This is a genomic window from Microbacterium sp. JB110, assembly GCF_003335195.1.
Taxonomy (GTDB): Bacteria; Actinomycetota; Actinomycetes; order Actinomycetales; family Microbacteriaceae; genus Microbacterium.
In genome coordinates this window covers 52,322-75,704 of sequence record NZ_QPGM01000008.1, presented here as the reverse complement: position 1 = coordinate 75,704, position 23,383 = coordinate 52,322, and the positions used below count along the sequence as shown (strand labels likewise).

Sequence of the window (23,383 nt, the reverse complement as noted above, 5' to 3'; positions counted from 1 at the left end):
AGCACCGCACACCATCGCCCAGCTGTATATTTGTTCCGACGGATTCGCCGCGGCGTACAGCCGACGTGCGACGGGGTCGCGTTCCGCCGATCGACCGGTGTCGCGCAGCGCGGCGCGACGCGAAAGGGACATCGAGATGCAGGAATCGACCCTGGGCGCGTTGTTGCACAGGCGCGATCTCGGGCTCCATCTTGTCTCCGACGAGCGGGCGATGCGCGACGGCGCGCTCGTGAGGCCGCTGCGCTGGGTGCACTCCTCTGATCTGGTGGACCCGACCCCTTTCCTCGCCGATGACCTGGTGCTGCTGACAACGGGAACGCAGTTCACCGACGAGCCGGATGACACGGCCGCGTACGTCGCCAGGCTGCACGACCGGGGTGTGGTCGGGCTCGGCTTCGGCACCGAGGTGCACCGCTCAGGCATTCCGGATGACCTCGTCGCGGCGTGCGCGAAGGCAGGAATTCCGCTGTTCGAGGTGCCGTACGACACCCCCTTCATCGCGATCGCCCGCGCGCACGCCGAGGCGATCGCGGACCAGGCGTACGCCCGTCGCACCTGGGCGCTGGGCGCGCAGCGCGCCCTGGCCGTCGCCGCGCTCCGGCCGCGCGGCCTGGAGTCGACGATCTCCGAGCTCGCCAAGCGCCTGCACCACTGGGTCGGCATGTTCGACGCCACAGGCGCGCTCGTGCACGAGCACCCGCGGGACGGGATCGACGGCGCAGCCGGAGCAGCCATGGCGGAGCGTGCCGCCCAACTGATCTCGCGCGGCAGTCAGGCCGGCGATTCACTCGCCATCGACGAGCACGAGTTCTCCCTGTTCACGCTGGGGCGCAGCGGACACCCTCGCGGAGTCATCGCGATCGCAACCGCGTCGCTCGACGCCGAGGCGCGCGCGGTCGTCACGTCGGTGATCGCCATGGCAGGACTCTCCCTCGAGCAGAGCGAACAGGTCACCGAAAGCCAGCGGCGGCTGCACACGCAGGTGCTCGCCTCCCTGCTGCTGGACGATCCGACGCTCGCACGGCGCGTGCTCGGCTCGCTGCCGCGCGAGCCGATGGTGGTCGCAGTCGCGGAGCAGGGTGCAGCGGCCGATGCGCTCGAGGAGTGGTGGGATCGTCGGCGCACCGAGCGCGACACCGCGGTGTTCACGGCCGCGTCCGACGAGGGCATGGTGATGTGTGTCACCGCGGAAGAGGCAGGCGCGCTCCACGAGATCGCCACCCGGCTCGACATCCGGATCGGTGTCTCGGAACCCGGACCGTACGCGTCGTTCTCCCGCGCGCACGCGCAGGCGCTGGCCTCACTGCGCCGCGGAACCAGCCCTGGCGCCGTGCACCATGCCGACGCCGTGGCCGACAGCGTGCTCTCAGCGCTCGCAACGGACGACGCCCGTCTGATCGCACAGTCGCAGCTGGCACCATTGCGCGCGCACGACGGCCTCGAGCGATCGCTGCGGGTGTGGCTGGAGCACGACGCACGGCTCGAGCAGGCCGCCCGCGCGCTCGGCATCCATCGCCACACGCTGCGCTCGCGGGTTGCAGAGGCTTCGGCGCTGCTCGGCGCCGACCTGTCGACCTTCCCCGCACGCGCCGAGCTGTGGGCCGCGTTGCGCACAGCTCGCGAGTAGCGCACCTTTTCGACGTCCCGGCGTCTGAACCGGCGCATCTCGGCAGCTGGGCGCGGGCGCTATGCCTCCGCGCCCGCGGTGCGCTTCTTCCTCATGGCCCACTTCGCCGGCTGATTCGGGCCGTCCCAGACCTGGATGACGCCCCAGATCACGGCAGCGATCGGCACAGCGAGGATGGCGCCGAGGATGCCGGCGGTCACGGTGCCGATCGTCAGCGCGATCAGGATCGCCAGTGCGTGCAGCTTCAGTGCCTTGCCCATCAGGAACGGCTGCAGGAAGTTGCCCTCAAGCTGGTTGACCGCGACCACGATCGCCACGACGATGAGTGCCTGCACGATCCCGCCGTCGACCAGCGCCACCAGCGCGCCGAGCACGCCGGCGAGCGTGGCGCCCACAATCGGGATGAACGCCAGCAGGAACACCACGAGCATCAGCGGGAACCACAGCGGCACCCCCAGGATCCATAGCCCGACGCCGATGCCGATCGCGTCGACGGCGGCGACGGCGGCCGTTCCGCGCACGTACGCGCCGATCGTGCTGACGGCCTTGGTGCCGACCCGCTGCATCCGGCCGTACCACTCACCCTCGAACGGGCGGATGGCGAACTGCCAGATCTGCGGGCCGTCCTTGAGGAAGAAGAACAGGATCACGACCATCAGCACGAGTCCGGTCAGGAAGGTCGCCACGGCGCTGACGCCTGCGATCGCGCCGCTGCCGAGGGCGGAGCCGAACTGCGAGCTGAGCACGAAGTCCTGCGCGGTCTGCCACCACTCCTGAATCTGCGCCGTGTCGATGTCGAAGGGAAGATGCTCGACCCAGTCGATGATCTGCGTGATACCGGCCTCGGCGCTCTCGTAGAGCTTCGGCCACTCTGCGATGACGGCCCGCACCATCAGCCAGACGACGCCGCCGATCACGCCCACGACCCCGAGCAGCACGATCACCGTCGCCAGCGCTGAAGGCATCACCCGCCGCAGCAGGCGCATCACCGGCTCGAACGCCGCGGCGAACACGATCGCCAGCAGCACGGGGATGACCACGATCGTCAGGGAGCGCAGCCCCCAGATCGCCCCGCCGAGGAGGAGCACGACCGCGATGATCTGCACGGATCGGATCGCCAGGATCCCCAAGCCGTCGGACCATGCGGCCCCGGCACGGCTGGGCGTGGCCGACACCGGTCGCGTCGGCGCGGGAGGTGCCAGTCGCTTCTTACGGAACATGCGTCAATCATGCCCTGGACCTCGGACGAACGCACGCGTGTCGCGCTGGGCATCTGCTCGACATCCGGAACCGTCGGCACCGACTATGCGGCGAACGGAATACGACGGACGAACCTGCCGCGCCCGACGGGATACGACCGGTCACGACGGCGCCTGCCCTGCCATGGCCAGGTGATCAGCGCCCACACGCCTGCGACCAGCACTGCTTCCCACGCGATGTAGATCGGCCACGGCCCCAGCAGGTCGAGAATCGATGTGCCGGCGGGCGGGCCGTTCATATAGGCGTAGTTCGTGCCGATCGCCGCGTTGATGAGGAACGCCGCGCCGGCCCACGCGGCCGTCGCGGCGAACCCGAGACCGTAGCCGCGCCACGTGGGTGTGGTGCGCAGACCCCAGGCGAGCAGAATCGGCACGACGAGCACCGTGCCGTGCAGAAGCCAGTACATGACGAACTCGAGAAGCGGCATCTGCAGGTAGTTCAGGTCGGGCGTGATGATCGACTGCAGATTGAGGGTGAGACCCCAGAAGTACAGCACCGCGATCGACCATCCGGACCGCGTGATCAGCGCGATGGCGGCGAGGTACCGCATCGCGTCTGAGAAATGCAGAGGCAGCGACTGTGCGATGTCGAAATGCACGGGCAGCAGCCAGTAGACGCTCCACAGTGCGGAGACGATCAGCAGCGCCCACCCCGCCGTCCGCAGCGCGCGATCGACCCTGTTCTCATCGCGCGCGATCCGCGCCAACCACACCACCAGGATCGCCGCGAGCGCGATCACCACCAGACTCACAATGTGCTGCGCCCCGTACTGGGGCATCGCCTCACCCACGTTCACGCCGTGAGTGTATCGGGTGGTGGGGGGTCTCGCGGCGACGGCGCGGGCCCGCCGCCCCGGTCACGGGACGCGGTGCAGCCAGCGCTCCGTGGAGAACTTGGTGCCGACCAGTTCTTCCGCCGCGGCGTATTCCTCGGCGGTTATGGAGCCGTCGACGGCTCCCGTGTACGAGCGGAAGGTCTTCATGAATTCGTCCAGGATGGCCCTGCGCGGCATGCCGGTCTGGCTCCGGATGGGGTCCACCCGCTTCGCCGCAGACGTCGTGCCCTTGTCGCTGAGCTTCTCTCGGCCGATCCGGAGCACCTCGGTCATCACCTGCCCGTCGATGTCGTAGCTGAGGGTCGCGTGATGCAGTACGCCGCCGTTCGCGAGCCGCTTCTGCGCAGCACCGCCGATCTTGCCCTGTGGGCTGGTGATGTCGTTGAGCCCCTGGTAGCTCGCCTCGATGCCGACGGAGTGCAGCGCCTGCAGCACCCAGTCGTCGAGGAACGCATACGAGTCGGCGAAGGTGAGCCCGGCGACCAACGACGACGGCACGTAGAGCGAGTAGGTGATGATCTGCTCGGCGCCCATCATCATCGCCCCGCCGCCCGAGATGCGCCGCACCACCTGGAAGCCGTGCCCGGCGGCGCCATCCGGATCGACCTCGTTGCGATACGACTGGAACGAGCCGATCACGACGGCCGATTCGTCCCATTCCCAGATGCGCAGCGTCGGGTTCCGGCGTCCGTCGCCGACCCGCTCGGTGAGCACTTCGTCGAGGGCGAGATTCATCATCGGGGAGACTGCGGGGTCATCGACGACTTCCCAATCGAAGTCCCGCCATCCGGCTGCCGTCACGAGTGCACGGCGCACGGCGGTGCCGACCGACTCGGGCGTGAAGCCGAGCATCTGCACGTCTTCGGGGAGTGCGGCTCGCACCGCCCCGGCGATCTGCGCCACGTCGGCGGTCTCCGGCAGGCCGTTGACCGCGGCGTTGATGTCGAGCAGTGCGTCGTCGGGCTCGAGGAAGAAGTCGCCCGCGAGGTGGAAGTCCGCGATCCTGCCGTCAGTTACGTCGAGGTCGACGACGACGAGCTTGCCGCCTGGCACCTTGAATTCGCCGTGCATGCCTCCAGATTACGCGCGTCGCCTGGACTGGGGCGCGACCTCACCGCGCCGGGTACCGGCGTTCGAGCCAGGCGATCAGGTCGGCGCGCGCCTGCGGCCAGCTGGCATCGTTGAAGATCTCGTGGCGAGCGTCGGGATAGACGCGGGTGGTGACATCGCCGAAGCCCGCACGCTCGCGATAGTCCTTTGCGAGCCGGTGCACCGATCGGGGCCCGCCGACAGGGTCGTCTCCGCCCACCATGAGCAGAACGGGAAGGTCCTTCCCCGCTTCCTGCGCCAGCCCCTTGCGCGGACGGCCGTAGAGGCGCGCTGCGTCGAGCGGACCGAACAGCTTCAGCAGCGGCTCCGAGGTGGTCAACGGGTCGGAGTGGAACGCGCGCCACACGCGGGAATCGGTCGACAGCCATTCGAGTCCATCGGCACCCGGACCGTGCCATGGCGCGTTGAGGCGCCCCGCGTTGAGACCGGTCGGTGTGCGCAGCGCCGAGCCAGAGAGGATGAGCCCCGAGTAGCGGCGCGGGTGGTCGTTCAGCAGCATCTGCGCGAGGAACGAGCCCCACGAATGGCCGAGCAGGATGATCGGCAGGCCGACGCGCTGGGTCTGGATGATCCGCCCCATCCGGTCGACAGCCGCCAGCGCCGCACGGAGTCCACCTGGGCCGAGCCTTCCGAGCTTCGCCGCCGAACCGTGCTGCTTCATGCCGGTGCGTCCGTGGCCGCGGTGGTCGTCGGCGTAGACGGCGAAACCGGCGGCGGTGAGGGCCTCGATCACCTGTGCGTAGCGGCCGGCGTGCTCGCCGACCCCGTGCAGCAGGTGCACGACACCGCGTGGCTCCGTCGCCGCCTCATGCACGTCATAGACGATCGTGACGCCGTGGTCATCAACGAACTCGGGCATGCTGGCACCTTATGGCAGTTCGAGCACCTAACGCATCAACCCACCGCGCCGCCAGGTGAGGAGCCCACGCCCCATCGACCTTCCGCCCGAGGGAACAGCCCCAGCCGCGCACGACCGGAAGAGTATCCTGTCAACGACATGGCTGAGCATCCGGAACCCCGCGCACAACGCGACCGGATGCCGCCCAGGACGCTCTCATGAGCCGGATGTTCCGTTCGCTGAACGCCTTCAACTACCGCGTCTGGTTCGCCGGGGCCGTCGTGTCGAACATCGGCAACTGGATGCAGTCGACGGCGCTGAGCTGGGTCGTGCTGACCGCTCTCAGTGACAACGATGCGGGCGCGATGGGCATCGCCCTGGGCCTGCGCTTCGCCCCTTCGCTGCTGTTCGTCGCGCTGACCGGGTGGGTCGTCGACCGGTTCGACCGGCGCCGACTGCTGATGCTGACGCAGTCGCTGCTCGGCGCGATGTCGATCGCGATCGGCGTGCTGCTGCTCGCCGACGTGATGACCCTTGTCGCGATGTATGCCTTCGCGTTCGCCGCGGGAATCGTCACGGCCATCGACAATCCGGCGCGGCAGACGTTCGTGACCGACGTCGTCGGGCCGGAGCTCGCATCGAACGCGGTCGCGCTCAACTCGGCGTCGTTCAACTCGGCGAGGATGATCGGGCCGGCCGTCTCCGGTCTGCTGATCGTCGCGGTCGGGTCTGGCTGGGTGTTCCTGATCGACTCGTTGACGTTCCTGGCGATGCTGGCCGCACTCATCGTCATCCGGACGGACGAGCTGCAGCCGCGCGCACGTCCGCGGCAGCGCTCGCGGCTGGCTGACGGCTTCCGGTATGCGCGCACGCGCCCCGACATCCTGGTGATCTTCGTCGTGGTGTTCCTGATGGGTGCGCTGGCGATGAACTTCCCCATCTATGCCTCGACGATGGCGATCGAGTTCGGTCGCGAGGCGGACGGGTTCGGCCTGCTCAGCTCCGTGATCGCGATCGGGTCGCTGGCGGGGGCGCTGCTGTCGGCGAGACGCGCACGAGCCCGGATGCGGGTCGTCGTAGCGGCGACCGGAGCCTTCGCGGTGATCGCCGCGGCCTCGACGCTGATGCCTGGCTACTGGTCGTATGCCGCGATGCTCATCGGCGTCGGCTTCGCGACCGTGACGATGCTCACGACTGCGAACGGGTATGTGCAGACCACCACACCGACCGAGGTGCGCGGGCGCGTGATGGCGATCTACATGGCGATCCTGCTGGGCGGCACGCCGCTCGGTGCGCCGATCGTCGGTCAGGTCGCCAACCTGTGGGGGCCGCGTGCGGCGATTCTGCTCGGTGCGGCCGGCGCACTGGTGGCCTGCGCGACCGCGCTGATCTGGATGACGACATCCGGCCGCCTGCATCGCAACCCCGAGCGCCGCTTCGCCCTCACGCTCGACGACACCCGTGCCATCCGGTTGCCTGGCACAGAGGAATAGCCGAGCCTGAACGCGCCGTCCGCGCGGCACCCGCCCACCGCTCGCGAGATGCGCACTTCTTCGACACGATCACGTCGAAGCCGGCGCATCTCGGCGACAAGTGCGCATCTCGGCAGCCTGCGCTAGGGAGACGTGGAGTCCCGGACGATCAGTTCGGGGGTGAAGCGGATGTCCTGCGGCGGGTCGGGGCGGTCGGCGAGCAGCTGCATGGCGGTCTCGCCCATCAGGCGGGCGGGCTGCCGGATGGAAGAGAACGGCACGACGGCGGACGAGGCGAAGTCGATGTCGTCGTAGCCGATCAGTGCGATGTCGTCTGGCACCCGCAGCGATCCGCCCATCACGATCGCCTGCAGTGCTCCGGTGGCGAGCAGATCGTTGGCCGCGAAGATCGCATCGGGGCGGCCCCCTGATGGCCGTTCCACGATGATCTGTGCGGCGGCGCGGCCTTCCAGCACCGTCAGCGCCGCGCGCTCGATCACCTCGAGCGTCGCTCCCTGCACCTCATCGACGGCTCGACGTGCCCCCTCGAGGCGATCGGCGACCTGGTGCAGGACCTGCGGCCCGGAGATGTACGCGATGCGGCGCCGCCCTTGATCGAGCAGGTGCTTCACGGCGAGGTAGCCGCCGCGCACGTCATCGGTCGCGACGGAGGAGAGCCCGGACCCTGGCGCCGAGCGGTCGACGAGCACCACAGGGATGCCGCGTTCGCTGAGCCGGATGAGGTGGTCGACGTTCTGGCCGACGGGCGAGACGAGCACGCCCCACACTCGCTGCTGCGCGAACAGGTCGAGGTACGTCGCCTCTCGTTCCTCCTGCTCGCCGCTGTTGCCCACGAGCACCGAGAGGCCGTGGCGCGATGCCTCGTCTTCCGCACCGCGCGAGAGCTCTGCGTAGAACGGGTTCGCGGAGTCGAGCACGACCAGTCCGACGGTGAGGCTGCGCCCTGCGCGCAGCTGGCGGGCGGCGTCGTTGCGCACGTACCCGAGTTCGGCCACAGCGGCGCGCACGCGCTCGACTGTGCCGTCGGCCACGACATCCGGCCGGTTCAGCACGTTCGACACCGTGCCGAGCGATACTCCGGCGTGCGCTGCAACGTCGCGGATGCTGACGGTCATCGCGCCCCCTCACCTGTGCGTGCTGACAGCGTAACCCCGAGCGACGGCGCCGCACGCCGCATCGCCATGAGCACGCGGACGCGGCCCACGCGCTGCGCGAACGCGCCACTCACCGCCTGCCCTCCGCAGACACCCTCCCGTCTGCCGCGGCTGCGACCTGTTGACGGATCATTCGAATCATGAAACGATTCAACTCAGTAGAATCCACAGTGACGAGGGTCTTCGGACATGCCAGCCTCGTCGCGACCCCCACGACTGTGAAAGGCACGGCGATCGTCATGAGCACGCTCTCCCCCGAACACCTCTCGCGCCTGGCGGCGCAGGCCATCGAACTGCCGAGCTGGGCGTTCGGAAACTCCGGCACTCGGTTCAAGGTGTTCGGCACGCCTGGCACCCCGCGCGACCCGTTCGAGAAGATCTCCGATGCGGCTCAGGTGCACCGGATGACCGGTCTCGCTCCGGCCGTCGCGCTGCACATCCCGTGGGACATGAGCGATTTCGCCGACCTGCGCAAGCACGCGGAGGACGAGGGCGTGCAGCTCGGCACGGTCAACTCGAACACGTTCCAGGACGACGACTACAAGTTCGGCGCGCTGACACACGAAGACGCCTCGGTGCGCCGGAAGGCGATCGACCACCACCTCGCGTGCATCGACGTGATGGACGCAACCGGCTCGCGCGACCTGAAGATCTGGCTCGCCGAGGGTTCGAACTATCCGGGTCAGGCCGACATGCGCGGCCGGCAGGACCGTCTGCACGAGTCGCTGCAGCAGATCTACGCCCGCCTCGGCGACGATCAGCGCCTCGTGCTCGAGTACAAGTTCTTCGAGCCGGCGTTCTATCACACCGACGTTCCCGACTGGGGCACCTCCTACGCGCAGGTCTCAGCGCTCGGCGAGAAGGCGATGGTCTGCCTCGACACGGGTCACCACGCGCCTGGCACGAACATCGAGTTCATCGTGATGCAGCTGCTGCGCCTCGGCAAGCTCGGCTCGTTCGACTTCAACAGTCGCTTCTACGCCGACGACGACCTCATCGTCGGCGCGGCCGACCCGTTCCAGCTGTTCCGGATCGTGTTCGAGGTCGTCCGCGGCGGCGGGCTGAACAACCCAGACGTGCAGTTCATGCTCGACCAGTGCCACAACGTCGAGAACAAGATCCTCGGCCAGATCCGCTCGGTGCTGAACGTGCAGGAGATGACGGCCCGTGCCCTGCTCGTCGACTCCGAGAAGCTGCACGCCGCTCAGGTGTCCGGCGACGTGCTCGCCGCGAACCAGGTGTTCATGGACGCCTTCTACACCGACGTGCGCCCGCAGCTCGCCGAGTGGCGCGAGGGCCGGGGCCTGCCAGCCGACCCGATGCAGGCCTACCTCGACTCCGGCTACCAGACCCGGATCGAGGCCGACCGCGTCGGCGGCCAGCAGGCCGGCTGGGGCGCCTGACCGACATCCGGATGCAAGGGCTCGCGGCAACGGCCGCGAGCCCTTCGTCGTCGCGCCTCGGGCGGACAGCCGATAGGCGTACGCTCGTCCGGAGACACCGTCGTCATGAGCCAGGGGATGTTCCATGCAGAATTCCGTCCGAACGCTTCTTCATCCCGAGGCACGCGCATGACTGCTGCGGAAAGCACCCGCGGGCCCGTCTCGGTCCATATCGGCCCCGGTGACCGGCAGATGCAGCCGCCCGACTATCCGGGCACGAGCGTCGAGCTGATCGTCAGCGGGGCGACCGACGGAGCCGACATGTACGGCGGGATCGTCACCCTCGAGCCCGGCGTCACGATCACGCTGCACTACCACTCGCAGTTCGAATTCCAATACGTCGTCAGCGGGTCAGGCGTCGCTCTGGACTCCCTCGGAGGCGAGACCCCGATTGCTCCGGGAGGCGCCGTGCTGAGCCCCGCGCACGCCGACGGCGCTCACGGCTTCCGCGCGAGCGAGCACGAGCAGCTGAAGATCCTGTTCCTCTACCCGACGCCCGGCGGGCACCCGCCCGACCGCTTCGAGGTCACGGCCGGCTGAACCGCATCCGGACGATCGATCGGGCGGCGCGGACGCCGCGTCGGGCGCGGGCTGCGCGCCTGCGCGAGTCTGGGATCATGACCGACACTGCGACCACGCCGACGCACTCCCCGACCCGCGATCGCCTCAACTACGCGGCGCTCATCGTGATGACGATGACGAGCTTCGTGCTGGTCACCGCCGAGTTCCTGCCGAACGGCCTGCTCACCGAGATGGCGACGGAGCTCGGTGTGACGCCGGGCCAGGCGGGGCAGACGGTCACCGTCACCGCGTTCGTCGGGCTCATCGCCGCGCCGACGATCGGCCTCATCGTGCCGAAGATGGACAGGCGCACGCTGCTGACCCTGCTCGCCGCGGCCGCGGCCGTGTCGAACCTCGTCGTCGCCGTGGCGCCCGAGCTGTGGATGATCCTGATCTCCCGCTTCTTCCTCGGCGCCGCGCTCAGCGGGTTCTGGGGGATGTCGCTCGCTGTGGCCGCACGCATCGCCGGCCCCGAGCGACTCGGGCGCGCCGTGATGTTCACCACGGCGGGCGTCTCGCTCGCGACCGTCGCCGGCGTGCCGCTCGGGGTGATGCTCGCCGCCGTCGCCGACTGGCGCGCGGTCTTCGTCGCCGCGGCGATCGTCACCGCGGCCGTCGCGATCGCCCTGCGCTGGATCCTGCCACCGGTCCCCGCGGAGGGTGCTCCCCGCATCGCACTGCTGCTCGACACCCTGCGCCGCCCCGGCATCGCCGCGGGCCTCGCGGGGCATGTGCTCACGGTCTTCGGGCACGTGACGGCCTACACCTACATCCGGATCGCCCTGGAGCGCGTCGAGGTCGACGCGGCCGGTGTCGTCACGCTGCTCGCGCTCTTCGGCGTCGGCGGTCTGGCTGGCAACCTGATCGTGGGGGCGATCGTCGATCGGCACCTGGGCGTGCTCCGCGCCGCCGTGCCTCTCACCGTGGCCGTCGCGATCGCCATCACCCTCGCCGCTCCCGGCTCCGTTCCCGTCTTCGCCGCCGCCGTCGTCGTCTGGGGCACAGCGTTCGGAGGCTGGCTCATCGTCCTGAACGCCTGGATCGCGCGTCAGGCGCCCGGGGCCCTGGAACCGGGCGGGGCACTCGTCGTAGTCGGGTTCCAGCTCGCGATCGTGCTGGCTGCGGGCATCGGCGGCCTGCTCGTCGACTCCGCCGGCATCGTATGGACCTACGCGATCGCGGCGATCTGCACCGCCGCCGGCGGCGTGCTGTTCTCGCTCGCCGGCAGGTCACGGCGATAGCGCCACTGCGACGGGGCGACGCCGGTGCGACGACGGAACGCTCGACTGAACCCTTCGTCCGAGGCGTATCCCAGCCGTCGCGCCGCCTCGGAGACACTGGTGCCCTCGGCGAGGAACGACTTGGCCATGTCGATGCGCACCTCACCGAGGTACGCCGCCGGAGTGCGCCCCGTCGCGGCGCGGAAGCGATCGGCGAAGACCGAACGCGACATCGCCCCGATCTCCGCGAGTCCGGCCACCGACCACTCCCGACCAGGGTCATCGTGGATCGCATCGAGCACGCGGGAGAGGAACGGGTCGGCGGATCGTGCCGGCCAGCCATCAGGCACACATCCGGCCTCCGCCCACACCCGGATCGCCGCAAGCACGACAGTCGTCGCCATCAGCGCGCAGATCGTGCCCGTGGTTCCGCGCTGACGCTCGCAGTCCGGCTTTCCTATGTCGCGCGCGATCGCGGCGATCGTCGGCTCCTCCTCCGCGAAACGGGCCACCGAGAGCATGTTCGGAACACGTTCGAGCACCGACGACGTGCCCGGCGTGAGCTCCAGCTCGACCGACATCACCTCGGCGGGTTCGCTCGCTGAGAGCACGACGGGCGCGCGCCCCATCGAGACGGCGGCTGCGCCGGCCGGCAGCTCACCGCATCCGCTCTCCGACATCCGGATCAGACGCCCCTGCGCGACGAACACGAGTGCGGCGACCCCGGTGCGGAGCCGCAGCCGTTCCCCCGGTGCGAGCGAAGTTCGACGCCCGTCCAGCACGCGCCAATCCATGGCCGCAAGCACCCGCTCGAGCGGAGCCTGCTCGGTCGTCGTCATCGCCTGCACCATGACACCCGCAACCGCGGCGGCGCGCTTCCTATTCCGCGCCGCTGAATCAGTACAGCGTGTACCCGCCGTCGATCACCGCTAGGGAGTGTCTGATAATTCGCGGCGTTGCGAGTCCCCACCGCCCCTCCACGCGCTGCTTCGCATCGCGCGGAGCCTCTCGGGCGGCGTGGGCCCCGGGCGATGTGTGCCGGATCGCTAGGCCGAGGAGGGAGGCGATGCGGAGCCATCGTCGACCGACGAGAACGACGCGAGCCGGTGCACAGCGCCCAGCGCAGTAGCCGACGAATTATCAGACACGACCTAGGCCGTGTTGATTAAGTCGGCTTTGGTCCAGATCAGGGTGCTGGCGAGGGTGATCGCGGTGCAGTTGGCTATACCCCTGGCAAGAGTCGCCCGCACGGTGTAGCGTCGCTGGCTCATGTGAAAGCGAAGGACAGATGATGAAAACGAAGCTAAGGCTCACCGCTGTCGCCGCCCTCACTCTGGCGTTGGGTGTGCTGTCGAGCACCCCGGCTCTAGCGGCATCGAACGATGCCGCACCACCGGATGGTCAATGGGTCGCATATGAACAGATTCCAGAGGTCGCAAGTTCTCTGGGAGAGGTTGCCGCGCCGTCAGCACAAGATGCCTCCGGTGTGAGCGCGCTGGCAAATGGATGCGCAGCGGGTACGGAGAACTACCCGTCCGCCCCGAGATTCAACTGTTTGAGTGTCACCCTGGACGGCTCAGGAGAGAAGGTCGTGCTGCGGCAGGGAGCGAGCGGCGCGTTCGGCTACCTACATGCCCTCCTGGATCACAATGCTGACCAGCAGACGATTGAACACGTCATCAGCAACAACGCGGGCGGCTACCTGCAGCCCAACGGTCGGTACCTCTACGGCATGGGATACCTGAGCGAGGACGGTATCGAAATCCTCGTAGAAGTGATTCAGGAACGGGATTCCAGTGCCGATAGCCCGGATCCCTACGAACTCGGGGTTATCACGGCGTACTGCAAAGACTCGCCTGGCGCACCGACACGAACCTGCCCTCAGTGGGTCAACGATCAGCTGTGATCCCTAATGAGCACGCCTCCCCAGGCGAGGCCTTCGTCTGGTACGCGCTGAATCACTGGGGCACGGGCCCGGGCAAGCTCCTCCCGGCAGACGCCTCGCCGGGGTGGCACTCATACTCCGATCTGGGACAGGCCACTTTCACTGATCGGTTGCAACTCGAGGCAGCGGCCGAGGTCGCCACCGTGGTCACGTTGGTGTTTGTCCAACGAACACGGCGGCTTGTCGTGGTTGGCACGGTCGAAGCGGGAATGCCCGCCTCGACCGTGCTCGAATCCCTATGGCAAGCCCTTACGCCACTTGCGGAGAACCAGACGGAATGGAACGTACAAACGACCCGCGTCGATGCGGACACCTATCTCCTCCACCCCGACATTTGGCCAGCAACGGCATGAACCCACCCGCAAGCTAGGAGAACCCGCGAATCGCTCGAAGGCGGGTCGGGACTCCGTACCAACCTGACGCCGAGGGACCTGCGAGCAGCGACCAGGAACTGCGGGATTGGTACGCCGGGCAAACCGCTACACATGGGTGGACCCGTGGCACGCTTGAGCACCACATCAAGACCACCGAACACCTGCGCTTCGGCGGAGCGCCAACGAACTTCGATCGCATTCTGGCGCCCGGAGCGTCCGAGCTCGCACAGCAGATGACAAAGGATCCTTACGTCTTTGACTTCCTCCGCATTGAGCCTGGGCACGCAGAGCGCGAGCTCGAGCAAGCGCTCGTGGAACGCATCATCGAGACGCTCGGTGAGTTAGGCAGTGGGTTCAGTTTCGTCGGGCGGCAAATTCCCTTCGACGTGGACGGCGACGAGTTCTTTGTCGACCTCCTGTTCTTCCACGTAGAGCAGCTGCGCTACGTCGTCGTCGAGCTGAAGGTCGGTAAGTTCAAACCCGAGTACGTCGGACAGCTCGGATTCTACATCGAGCTTGTAGAGGACCAGTTGCGCCGGCCCGCGCATGCAGCGACCGTCGGTCTCTTGCTGTGCATTGATAAGAATGACCGAGTGGTGCGGTACGCCCTCGCAGGCAGCAACCATCCGATCGCGATCGCCAGCTACGACCTCCTCCCTCCAGCTGAGCAGGCGGTACTTCCATCTGAGGCCGAGCTGCAGCGTGCGCTCGATAACCCCTGAATAACTCACGCAACAACCTGTTGCGTGTACGGCCGATGGTCGCGAACGGTCTAATGGCGCGCGGCGGTTCGCTCATTCATATGAGATCCCATGTCGGCGTGGGTTCGCTCTATCGAGGCACGGTGCGGGCACCTTCCAACACGGGATCTGGGAGAATACACACCTGTGCCGTCGTCGCCGTCGAGTAGGTGAAAGTCGTGTGATCCCCGATATGAGTTTGCGTGTGGAAGTCGTCGATCGAGCGGATGTCCGCCAGCTCCTCCAGTGGAATCGCGTGCTACGCGATGGGTATGCGGTCGGTCGTCAGCAGGTCTGGTTCCGTAGCGATGATGCAACGCTTGCTCAGTTTCAGGATCCGCACCCGGCACGCACCTCGGCACTACTTATTGCCAAAATCGGCGACGTGCCGGTCGGCGCGGCCGAAGCGAGCGTCGATCCGGACGAGCCTGCAGAGGTGGAGGTCGCTGTCCTGGACGGCTTCCGACGACGTGGCGTTGGCCGGATGCTGCTTGATGCCGTGCGCGACACGCTACGAGGCACGGCCACCATCTTGCGTACCGAAACCTATTCCGATGCTGGCGTGACGTTCGCTCGCGCCGAAGGGCTGAACATCGGTATCCGAGAAAGTCGACAGATGGTTGAACTTCCTCTCTCGACAGCACAACTTGCCGCGTTTCCGGACGCGCCTGCCGGGATCAACCTCCGCTCCTGGTGCGGGCGCTGTCCCGACGAGGTTGTAGAGGACTGGGCCGAGCTACGGGCGCGAATGTCTGACGACGTTCCGATGGGCGACCTGAGCCGGAGTCCGGCGAGCGTAGATGTTGACGCGGTGCGTCGCAATGAGCGACGCATGCACGATCAGGGCTACCTCCTGGTGCGAAGTCTGGCATGCACGAACGGCGACGGTATCGGCTACACCGAGATTCTCCTCTCGCGTTCAGATCCGGAGATCGTGAACCAGGATGACACTTTCGTCGACAAGAACTTTCGCGGTCGAGGCATTGGCCGAGCGCTGAAGGCTGCCAATCTTCGGCTGCTCATGAGCGTGCCCGAAAGTGCGGAATCCCGATCCCTGCAGACCTACACAGCGCTGACCAATGAGCCGATGCTCGCGCTCAACAGGTCCGTCGGCTTCCACGGAGTGGACACACTCACGGTGCTGGAGGGGCCGCTGGGCTGAGGAACTCGGGTGCGTTGGCATGTCGCCCGTCCGTCGGCGAGGAGTTACACGATGTGTCTCGTAACCTCGGTGTCTCGTAACCCATGGGATACGAGACACCGAGGTCACGAGACACTCGCCGCGTAGAAGAACCGCTTGCTCAGACCATGTGTCGCGCATCCCGTCCGGTCGTTCCTTCCCGGTGAAATTCGTGGCCTGTAGTTTCGACGGTATGAGCGACGAAACGAACCCTGCCGCGTTAGTTGAGCATCAGGCAGAGTGGGCACAGCGCGCATCGCGGCTCCTGTCAGGCGTCCGGGACGCGGTGGGTGGACTTGACGGCGCTGAGGCCGCGACACTGGATCACATCGGTTCGACTTCTGTGCCGGGCCTGGCCGCGAAGCCGTTCGTCGACCTGCAACTGCGCATCTCACCTCTCCCCGCAGAGCATGAACTCGTCGCCCGCCTCGCACCGCTCGGCTACGTACGCGCACGCGGTTCGCGTCCTGACTCCCCAGGGGTAGACCGCGACCTACCGAGGGGGTCGATCAAGGTCGACCCCCTCGTCTGGGAAAAGCTGCTGTTCTGGCACGAAGACAACCAGGCGATACTTCACGTCCGCCGCGCGGACTCACCGTGGGGCCTGTACACGATTTGGTTCCGCGACTGGCTTCGAGCAAACGCCGACGCCCGCCAACGCTACGAGACGGCAAAACGGGCACTTAGCGTGCAACAGATCGGCAAAGCCGACTACGACGACTACACCTTGGCCAAAACGGAGTTCTTTGATCAGGTGCAGACAGAGTTCGAGTCATGGGCCGCGAGAAATCACGAAGCCGCTGATGACGACCCCGCGTCGCGGTCGAGTCCTGAGTGAGGTCAGTCCTGTCTCATATCCCTAGGGTTGCGAGACCTAAGACCCCGATGACTCCGGGGCGGCCTCGTCCTTCACAACCCCGGCATGTTGGTCGGTCTCCGGGGTGGTCGCGTTGCTATCGAGACTCAGGGGGCGCCCGCGTCCATAGGTAGACGCGAACTGCGCGATGAAGGGCCGATGCCAAGGCGTGGGATAGATCGTTTCGATTGAGAGCCCCGAACGATCCTCAAGGAGCCGGCGCAAATACACTTTCGAAGCCCCGGGAACGACGATCCTGAAGATCTCGACCCTCCCAATGGTCGCGTTGCTTGCTTTGCCCCTCTTTTCAAGTCGATTCGCGATCGCGTTTGTGCGGCCGGCGGCCAACTCGATAGGGAGAGTTGTGTTGGGACGATCAATGGGGCGAGCTAACGGTCCGATAAGAAAAGAGCCGCGTTGGATTCTGAGGCGCTCTGTAACGTCTGGAGCGCGATACCACCACACCTGGTCCGCGAGCGCGCCGGAGATGTTGGACGATGACCGTGCGTCGAGGGGATCGATCCAACGTTCCTTGGGGGGTCTCTTGATTCCAAAGAGTGAGCCGGGCATGTCATCCAGCGCATCCGGATCGCTCGCGCTAGGCCGTGTGGATTAAGTCGGTCTTGATCCAGATCAGCGTGGCGGCGAGGGCTATCGCGGCGCGGTAGGAGCGGGCTGTCTTGTCTGAGCGCATCGCGATGCCGCGCCATTGCTTGAGTTTGTTGAAGCAGCGCTCGACGACGTTGCGTCCCTTGTAGCGCTCCTGCTGGGCTTCCCCGAAGTCGATGGGCCGGCCAGGCTTCCTGCGGCGGTGCGCGATCTGGTCGTCGCGTTCCGGGATCGTCGCGGCGATCTTCCGCTCCCGCAGCCACGCCCTGTTCTTCTTCGACGGGTAGCCCTTGTCGGCGAGCACCCGATCCGGGCGCCGCCTCGGACGGCCGACAGCTCGAGGGACGTGGGTCTGCTCGAGTGTGGCGGTCATCATCGTGGTGTCGTTGATGTTCGCGCCGGTGATCACCCAGCTCAGCGGACGTCCACGCCCGTCGCAGACGAGATGCACCTTGCTCGTCAACCCGCCACGGGAGCGGCCGATCCCGTGATCAGGCGGCTCTTCCCGCGGATTCTTGTGATTCGACACAGCCCCCTGTGTCGCGGCTGAGGGTCGCGCCGTGCTGGTGCACGCGCGCGATCGTCGAGTCGATCGACACCACCCAGTCGAGCTTGCCCGCCGCGTCCGACTGCTTCTGCACCTCGGCGAGCAGCTTCTCCCAGGTGCCGTCCTCGGCCCAGCGCGCGAACCGCTTGTAGATCGAGTTCCACTTCCCGAACCGCTCCGGCACATCCCGCCAGGGCGCCCCCGTGCGGTACTTCCAGGCCATGCCCTCGACCGCGAGACGATGATCCGTCCACGGCCGCGACCTGCCGACCGGCACCGGCATCAGCGGCTCCAGAACAGCCCACACCTCATCCGAGATCTCCTGACGCGTCACACCATCGAGACTCGCCGATCCTGAGCCTGAACCTCTTGATCAACACGCCCTAGGACGCCCAGGGATCGATGATCGCGACATCCAGGGCTTCGAAGTCCTTGACGTTGCGCGTGACAACGGTCAAAGCGTGGACTGCGGCCGTGGCGGCGATCAGAGCGTCGCGCTCCGGCCGCGGATCCGGGGTGTGCAATTGCGCCGCTCGGCGCGCGACAGATACATCGACCGGGAGGATGCGCCCGGCGAACGCACCCAGCAGACCTTCCTCGAGCCAGGTCTGCAAGCGACTCGCCTGGGCACGGTCTCGTCGTTCCAATCCTCTGATGCCGACCTCGACCTCCAAGACGGTGATCGCGCTCAGGCACAGATCGGACGGAGCCCTGGAAGCGACCCACGAGCGCACCGCAGGGTCGGCCCGACGTTCGGGCTTGCGGAGTTCGCTCACGACGTTCGTATCGAGCAGATACCTCACAGCTCAGGAACCTTGAGGTCGATCTGAGCGGGCCCGAAATCGATGTCGATGTCTTCATTCATGCTCAGCCGCTCGACCAGGGACGCACCGTCCTCCCCGAGTCGCCGGTACTCCTGGATCGACAGGAGCACAAAAGCGGGTTCGCCGCGATCGGTGATCACCACCGGCCCAAGACCGGCTTCGCGCTTCGCGGCGCTCACATCGCGATTGAACTCGCGGGCCGTCATCATCGTCATTGCGATCACCTCCGATGTAGGTACGTACCTACTATAGGTGGTTTCCGCTATTGCGACAAGCGCTTCCTGTTCCGCGCCACTGAATCAGTACAGCGTGTACCCGCCGTCGATCACGACCACGGAGCCCGTCATGAACGCCGAGGCGTCAGAGGCGAGGTAGACGATCGTCGGGGCGATCTCCTCCGGGGTCGCGTAGCGCTTCATCGGCGCGTCTTCGATCCAGTGCTGGCGGAACTGCGGCTCGTCCACCGGCGCCATCTCGGTCTTCACGTACCCCGGAGCGATCGCATTGACCCGGATGCCGTGCTCGGCCCATTCTGCGGCGAGCGACTTGGTGAGCTGGTGCACTCCGGCTTTCGACGCGTTGTACGCAGGCTGCCACTGCGGCCGGTTCACGATCAGCGAGCTGATCGAACCGGTGTTGATGATGTTCCCGCCACCGGCGTCCTTCATCACCTTCGCCGCCGCGATCGACACCTTCCACAACGCCGTGAGGTTGAGGTTCACGACCGTGTCCCATTCCTCATCGGTGACCTCGAGCGCCGGCCGATGGATCGAGATCCCCGCATTGTTCAGCACGATGTCGAGGCGACCCAGTTTCGCGACCGCCTCGTCGATCATCCGGCTGGCCTCTCCCGGCTGCGTGATGTCGACATCGATCGCGTCGACCGTGATGCCCTCATCGCTCAGCTTCTGGACGGCCGCCTGGTTGCGGTCGTGGTCGCGGGAGGCGATGACGGCGCGCGCGCCTGCCTCGGCGAGCCCGCGCGCGAACGCGAGGCCGAGGCCGCGGTTGCCTCCGGTGACGAGGGCGGTCTTCCCGGCGAGCGAGAACGAGTCGAGAACTGCCATGGTGCTCCGTTCGAGTGAAGGCTGGGGTGTGCGGGCCGACCCGCACACCCCAGCCCTATCCGATGATGTGATATTTGCGGTTGGTGTAGCCGTTCAGCAGCGCGGCGCCCACCAGCAGCACGCCGAGCGCGAGCAGCTGGAACTGCGTACCGTGGTTCCCAGGGAACAGCAGCAGGATGCCGGCGTTCAGCCAGGTGACCAGCAGTGCGGCGATCACGACTCCCGAGACCTTGCCGATGCCTCCGGTGATCGCAACACCGGCGAGAACGGCGATGGTGATGGCGGGCAGTGCCATACCGCTGCCCGCGTTGCCCGCGTCGGGTCGCGCCGAGGCGAACTGCCCCACTGTCACGACGGCGACCAGGCCCGAGATCGCCCCGGAGAGCACGAACGCGGTGAAACGGGTGCGCACCAGGTCGATGCCCGCCCACTTCGCAGCGACGTCGTTGGTGCCGACCGCGTACAGTCGACGACCGAGCGGCGCGCGGTTGACGAGGTACCAGACGACGATCACGGTCGGGATGAGGAACAGGAACACCCCTGCCGGAATGCTCGGGAACCCGCTTCCGAAGATCGGTATCGACCGCGCCGTTTCGTAGAGATCCTGGATCTCGGGCGAACTGATCGGCTGCTGGTCGTTGATCACGATCGCCAGCGACCAATACGCGTAGTAGGTCGCGAGTGTGGCGATCAGCGGAGGGAAGCCCAGGAACGCCACCAGTGCGCCGTTGACGGCGCCGAGCAGCCCGCCGACGACGACGGCTCCGATGATCGAGGTCCACAGCGGCATCCCCCATACGCCGTACATGAAGCCGAAGACCATGCTCACCAGCGAGACCATCGAACCCACTGACAGGTCGATCGAACCACGCCCCGTGAGGATCACGATCATCTCTGCGAGCGCCAGCATCGCCAGCGGCACCACGTTGATCAGGTTGCCCGCCATCGCCCGACCGTTGAAGGGCCCGTTCGTGACGCCTGCCGCCGAGAGCGAGAACATCACGATCAGCAGCACGATCAGCGCGACGACGAGCATCAGTTCGCGGCGAGTGAGCAGCGTCCGGATGATCGCGGCCATCCGCGTCTCCTCCGACCGGCTCTGCACGACGAGTGTGGTGTCCGGCGCCGGTGCGGCGGTGTTCTGCTCGCTCATGATGTCTTCCTCGTCAGTCGCTGCTGCAGCAGGTCGGCGCCGACGGCGATGATGATCGCGACGCCGACGAAGAAGTTCGCCAGCTGCGGCGCCCACCCGAGTTGGATGGTCCCGGATGTCACGGTCTGCACCAGCAGCGCCCCGAGCAGGGTGCCCAGCACGCTGCCGCGACCACCGACGATCGACGTGCCGCCGATCACCACAGCGGCGATCGCCTGCAGCTCGATGCCCTGCCCGACCGACTGCGCCAGCGTCTGGGTGCCGTTCGCCATGGCGACCATGGCGGCGAGACCGACGCCGAGCCCTGTCAGCACGTACGGGATGATCGTGCGCTTCTGCACGCGGATGCCGACCAGTCGTGCGGCGTTCTGATCGTTGCCGATCGCGTAGAAGTGGCGTCCGCCTGCGGTGTAGCGCATGTACCACCACAGGAGCGCGGCGAGCACGATCACGATCAGGAACGAGTAGGGAACGCCCAGGAACCGTCCGTCCGCCCCGCGGCCCAGCACGCCGACGCTGGTCGGAATGCCGTTGACGACCTTCGAGTCGAAGATGCGCCATCCGAGGAACATGAAGATGTTCGACGTGCCGAACGTGATGATGATCGGATGCACGCGGCCGAGCGTGATCAGGATGCCGTTGAACAGCCCGCACAGCCCGCCGAGCAGGATGCCGGCCAGCAGCGCCAGCGGCATCGGCCACGACAGATCGACCATCAGCTTCGCCATCACGACGGCGCACACCATCAGCATGGCGGCGACCGAGATGTCGATGCCCGCCGTCACGATCACGGCTGTCATGCCGATGCCGATCAGCGCAATCGGCGCGGCACTCGCGAGCAGCGGCTGGATCGACTGCGCCGTGAGGAAGTTGGGCGTGAAGGCCCCCAGCAGGATCCACAGCACGATCAGCACGCCGATCAGCACCATCTCCTGCGTCGAGAGGGCGCGCGGCAGCACCCGGGCTCGGCGCTTTCGCGCCGCCGGAACGTCGCGGGTGAGCAGATCCGTCATGATCCGACCTCCTCGGTCTGCGCGGCGTCGCCCGCCGCTGCGGCCAGCACGTCGACCTGGGTGGCGTCCGGTCCGAACTCCGCCGTCGTCGTTCCCGCTCGCACCACCACGACGCGGTCCGCGATGCGCAGCGCCTCGGGCAGATCCGACGTCACGACCAGAACGGTGACGCCCTGGTCTGCGAGCTCCTCGATGATCGTGTGGATCTCTTCCTTGGCACGGATGTCCACACCCTGCGACGGTTCTTCCAGCACCAGCACCCGCGGCACCTCCACGAGCTGCCTGGCGAGCACGACCTTCTGCGCGTTGCCGCCGGAGAGCGAGGCGATCGGGTAGAGCTCGTTGCGCGTCTTGATCGCCAATCGCGAGATCATGTCGCGTGCGACGGAGCGCGCCTTCTTCCCGTCGAACCAGAGCCCGCCCCGAGCGAACTTCCCGATGCGGCCGGCCGAGATGTTGAACGCGATCGTCTGGAACGAGAACATGCCCTGCCCCTTGCGGTCGGCAGGGAGCAGCCCGATGCCGAGCTTCTGCGCATGCCGCGGCGAGCGCGGGGCCACGGGGCTGCCGTCGAGCAGGATCCGGCCGGATGTCGCCTTCTTCATCCCCCACAGCGCAGCTGAGATCTCCGACGAGCCGGAGCCCACGAGCCCGTACAGTGCGACGACCTCGCCCTCCCCCACGCGCACGTTCACATCTCGGAAGTCACTCCCGCGGGTCAGCGCGTCGAGCTCGAGCACGGGCTCGGCTCCGGTCATGTCGCGGCGCCTGTTCTCTGCCACCTCGAGACCGCCGACCATCTCCTCGGCGATCGAACGGACCGTCATGTCGGCGATCGCGTGCGTTCCCGTCGTCTCACCGTCGCGCATCACGGTCACCGTGTCGGCGATCCGGAACAGCTCGTCCAAGCGGTGCGAGATGTAGATGATCGCGACGCCGCGCTCCTGGAGTCTGCGCACGACGCCGAACAGCACGTCGATCTCGGCGTCGGTCAGGATCGCGCTCGGCTCGTCGAGGATGAGCACCGAGGCATCCTGCGCGAGCGCCTTGGCGATCGCGACCTGCTGCTTGGTGGCGATCGACAGCTCGTCGATCGGAACCGTCGCGTACTTCTCCGGCAGGCCCATCAGCTCGAGCAGCTCCGAGACTTCGCCGTGCTGCTTCTTCCAGTCGACGACGCCGCGATGGCGCCGCTCCCTGCCGATGAAGATGTTCTCTGCGACAGTGAGCTCGCCGAACAGCTGCGGCTCCTGGTAGACCGTGGCGATGCCGGCGGCGATCGCGTCGGTGGTCGACGAGAACGAGACGGCTCGATCATCGATCGCGATCTCGCCCGTGTCGGAGAACTCCGCCCCCGCGAGGATCTTGATCAGGGTCGATTTGCCCGCGCCGTTCTCGCCGACGAGGGCGTGCACGCTCCCGGGGAGCACTTCGAGGTCGGCGTGCCTGATGGCACGCACGGCCCCGAAGCGCTTGGAGATCCCGGTGAGCCTGACTCGAGGGATGACGTCAGTCACAGTGGCCCTCCGGCTCGG

The 23,383-nt window shown here is 67.0% G+C and carries 23 protein-coding genes; 10 read left to right on the top strand and 13 right to left on the bottom strand.

Translation table 11 applies throughout. The annotated features are described in order from the left end of the window. Positions 1-136 precede the first annotated feature (136 nt). Positions 137-1,627 (top strand): PucR family transcriptional regulator, encoded by a 1,491-nt coding sequence (locus CIK77_RS13840; RefSeq protein WP_087055048.1) that lies wholly within the window; start codon positions 137-139, stop codon positions 1,625-1,627. Between the two features lie 59 nt (positions 1,628-1,686). On the opposite strand, the gene CIK77_RS13835 is transcribed toward CIK77_RS13840, so the two are convergent. The 4 genes from CIK77_RS13835 to CIK77_RS13820 all read right to left on the bottom strand — a co-directional run bounded on the left by CIK77_RS13835 (position 1,687) and on the right by CIK77_RS13820 (position 5,691). After that, positions 1,687-2,847 (bottom strand): AI-2E family transporter, encoded by a 1,161-nt coding sequence (locus CIK77_RS13835; RefSeq protein WP_087054745.1) that lies wholly within the window; start codon positions 2,845-2,847, stop codon positions 1,687-1,689. Positions 2,848-2,930: 83 nt separating this feature from the next. Further along, positions 2,931-3,683 carry a YwaF family protein gene (locus CIK77_RS13830; RefSeq protein ID WP_249268568.1) on the bottom strand — a complete coding sequence of 251 codons (753 nt, stop codon included), beginning with the start codon at positions 3,681-3,683 and terminating at the stop codon, positions 2,931-2,933. Between the two features lie 60 nt (positions 3,684-3,743). Beyond that, positions 3,744-4,793: a lipoate--protein ligase family protein gene (locus CIK77_RS13825; protein WP_087054744.1), complete on the bottom strand. Its 1,050-nt coding sequence runs from the start codon at positions 4,791-4,793 to the stop codon at positions 3,744-3,746. Positions 4,794-4,833: 40 nt separating this feature from the next. After that, positions 4,834-5,691, bottom strand: coding sequence for an alpha/beta fold hydrolase (locus CIK77_RS13820; protein ID WP_087054743.1), 858 nt, complete (start codon positions 5,689-5,691; stop codon positions 4,834-4,836). Between the two features lie 197 nt (positions 5,692-5,888). Here CIK77_RS13820 and CIK77_RS13815 point away from each other — a divergent pair, with 197 nt between their 5' ends. Continuing rightward, a complete protein-coding gene (locus tag CIK77_RS13815) occupies positions 5,889-7,163 on the top strand; it encodes an MFS transporter (protein ID WP_249268567.1) in 1,275 nt (424 codons plus the stop codon). 122 nt (positions 7,164-7,285) lie between these two features. Here CIK77_RS13815 and CIK77_RS13810 read toward each other — a convergent pair whose 3' ends face one another. After that, positions 7,286-8,278 (bottom strand): LacI family DNA-binding transcriptional regulator, encoded by a 993-nt coding sequence (locus CIK77_RS13810; RefSeq protein ID WP_087054741.1) that lies wholly within the window; start codon positions 8,276-8,278, stop codon positions 7,286-7,288. A 278-nt stretch (positions 8,279-8,556) separates the two neighbouring features. Here CIK77_RS13810 and rhaI point away from each other — a divergent pair, with 278 nt between their 5' ends. From rhaI to CIK77_RS13795, 3 genes are all read left to right on the top strand, one after another. Then, complete coding sequence (gene rhaI, locus CIK77_RS13805) at positions 8,557-9,720, top strand: L-rhamnose isomerase (RefSeq protein WP_087055046.1); 1,164 nt, start codon at positions 8,557-8,559, stop codon at positions 9,718-9,720. Between the two features lie 168 nt (positions 9,721-9,888). Beyond that, positions 9,889-10,299, top strand: coding sequence for a cupin domain-containing protein (locus CIK77_RS13800; RefSeq protein ID WP_170934113.1), 411 nt, complete (start codon positions 9,889-9,891; stop codon positions 10,297-10,299). 77 nt (positions 10,300-10,376) lie between these two features. Then, positions 10,377-11,561, top strand: a complete 1,185-nt coding sequence (locus CIK77_RS13795) for an MFS transporter (RefSeq protein WP_087054739.1) — start codon at positions 10,377-10,379, stop codon at positions 11,559-11,561. On the opposite strand, the gene CIK77_RS13790 is transcribed toward CIK77_RS13795, so the two are convergent. Then, positions 11,489-12,379: a helix-turn-helix transcriptional regulator gene (locus tag CIK77_RS13790; RefSeq protein ID WP_087055045.1), complete on the bottom strand. Its 891-nt coding sequence runs from the start codon at positions 12,377-12,379 to the stop codon at positions 11,489-11,491. The genes CIK77_RS13795 and CIK77_RS13790 overlap by 73 nt on opposite strands. Positions 12,380-12,831: 452 nt before the next feature. On the opposite strand from CIK77_RS13790, the gene CIK77_RS17525 reads away from it, so the two are divergent. From CIK77_RS17525 to CIK77_RS13765, 5 genes are all read left to right on the top strand, one after another. Continuing rightward, complete coding sequence (locus CIK77_RS17525) at positions 12,832-13,446, top strand: hypothetical protein (protein ID WP_140403523.1); 615 nt, start codon at positions 12,832-12,834, stop codon at positions 13,444-13,446. Beyond that, positions 13,443-13,838, top strand: a complete 396-nt coding sequence (locus CIK77_RS13780; protein ID WP_087054737.1) for a hypothetical protein — start codon at positions 13,443-13,445, stop codon at positions 13,836-13,838. Before CIK77_RS17525 ends, CIK77_RS13780 begins: the two co-directional genes overlap by 4 nt. 254 nt (positions 13,839-14,092) lie before the next feature. Continuing rightward, complete coding sequence (locus CIK77_RS13775) at positions 14,093-14,581, top strand: PDDEXK nuclease domain-containing protein (protein WP_249268566.1); 489 nt, start codon at positions 14,093-14,095, stop codon at positions 14,579-14,581. Between the two features lie 199 nt (positions 14,582-14,780). Next, positions 14,781-15,761 (top strand): GNAT family N-acetyltransferase, encoded by a 981-nt coding sequence (locus CIK77_RS13770; RefSeq protein ID WP_249268565.1) that lies wholly within the window; start codon positions 14,781-14,783, stop codon positions 15,759-15,761. Positions 15,762-15,972: 211 nt separating this feature from the next. Further along, a complete protein-coding gene (locus CIK77_RS13765; RefSeq protein ID WP_087054734.1) occupies positions 15,973-16,617 on the top strand; it encodes a GrpB family protein in 645 nt (214 codons plus the stop codon). Between the two features lie 616 nt (positions 16,618-17,233). Here the strand turns inward: CIK77_RS13765 and CIK77_RS13760 are convergent. From CIK77_RS13760 to CIK77_RS13730, 7 genes are all read right to left on the bottom strand, one after another. Next, positions 17,234-18,125 (bottom strand): IS5 family transposase gene (locus CIK77_RS13760; RefSeq protein WP_441903392.1). Its coding sequence is split into 2 segments (ribosomal slippage): positions 17,234-17,741 and positions 17,740-18,125, totalling 894 coding nucleotides; the frame shifts between segments, so codons are not numbered across the junction. A 49-nt stretch (positions 18,126-18,174) separates the two neighbouring features. Next, on the bottom strand, positions 18,175-18,594 hold the full coding sequence (locus CIK77_RS13755; protein WP_087054733.1) for a type II toxin-antitoxin system VapC family toxin: 420 nt from the start codon (positions 18,592-18,594) through the stop codon (positions 18,175-18,177). Further along, entirely contained in the window at positions 18,591-18,824 is a 234-nt protein-coding gene (locus CIK77_RS13750) for a type II toxin-antitoxin system prevent-host-death family antitoxin (RefSeq protein ID WP_249268564.1), read from the bottom strand. The genes CIK77_RS13755 and CIK77_RS13750 overlap by 4 nt, the downstream gene beginning before the upstream one ends. Positions 18,825-18,914: 90 nt before the next feature. Next, positions 18,915-19,682: an SDR family NAD(P)-dependent oxidoreductase gene (locus CIK77_RS13745; RefSeq protein ID WP_087054731.1), complete on the bottom strand. Its 768-nt coding sequence runs from the start codon at positions 19,680-19,682 to the stop codon at positions 18,915-18,917. A 55-nt stretch (positions 19,683-19,737) separates the two neighbouring features. Then, the gene (locus CIK77_RS13740) at positions 19,738-20,835 is read right to left on the bottom strand and encodes an ABC transporter permease (RefSeq protein WP_212647476.1); all 1,098 of its coding nucleotides are present in this window, start codon (positions 20,833-20,835) and stop codon (positions 19,738-19,740) included. Continuing rightward, positions 20,832-21,848, bottom strand: a complete 1,017-nt coding sequence (locus tag CIK77_RS13735; RefSeq protein ID WP_087054730.1) for an ABC transporter permease — start codon at positions 21,846-21,848, stop codon at positions 20,832-20,834. The genes CIK77_RS13740 and CIK77_RS13735 overlap by 4 nt, the downstream gene beginning before the upstream one ends. Beyond that, entirely contained in the window at positions 21,845-23,365 is a 1,521-nt protein-coding gene (locus CIK77_RS13730; RefSeq protein ID WP_087054729.1) for a sugar ABC transporter ATP-binding protein, read from the bottom strand. The genes CIK77_RS13735 and CIK77_RS13730 overlap by 4 nt, the downstream gene beginning before the upstream one ends. Positions 23,366-23,383: the final 18 nt, after the last annotated feature.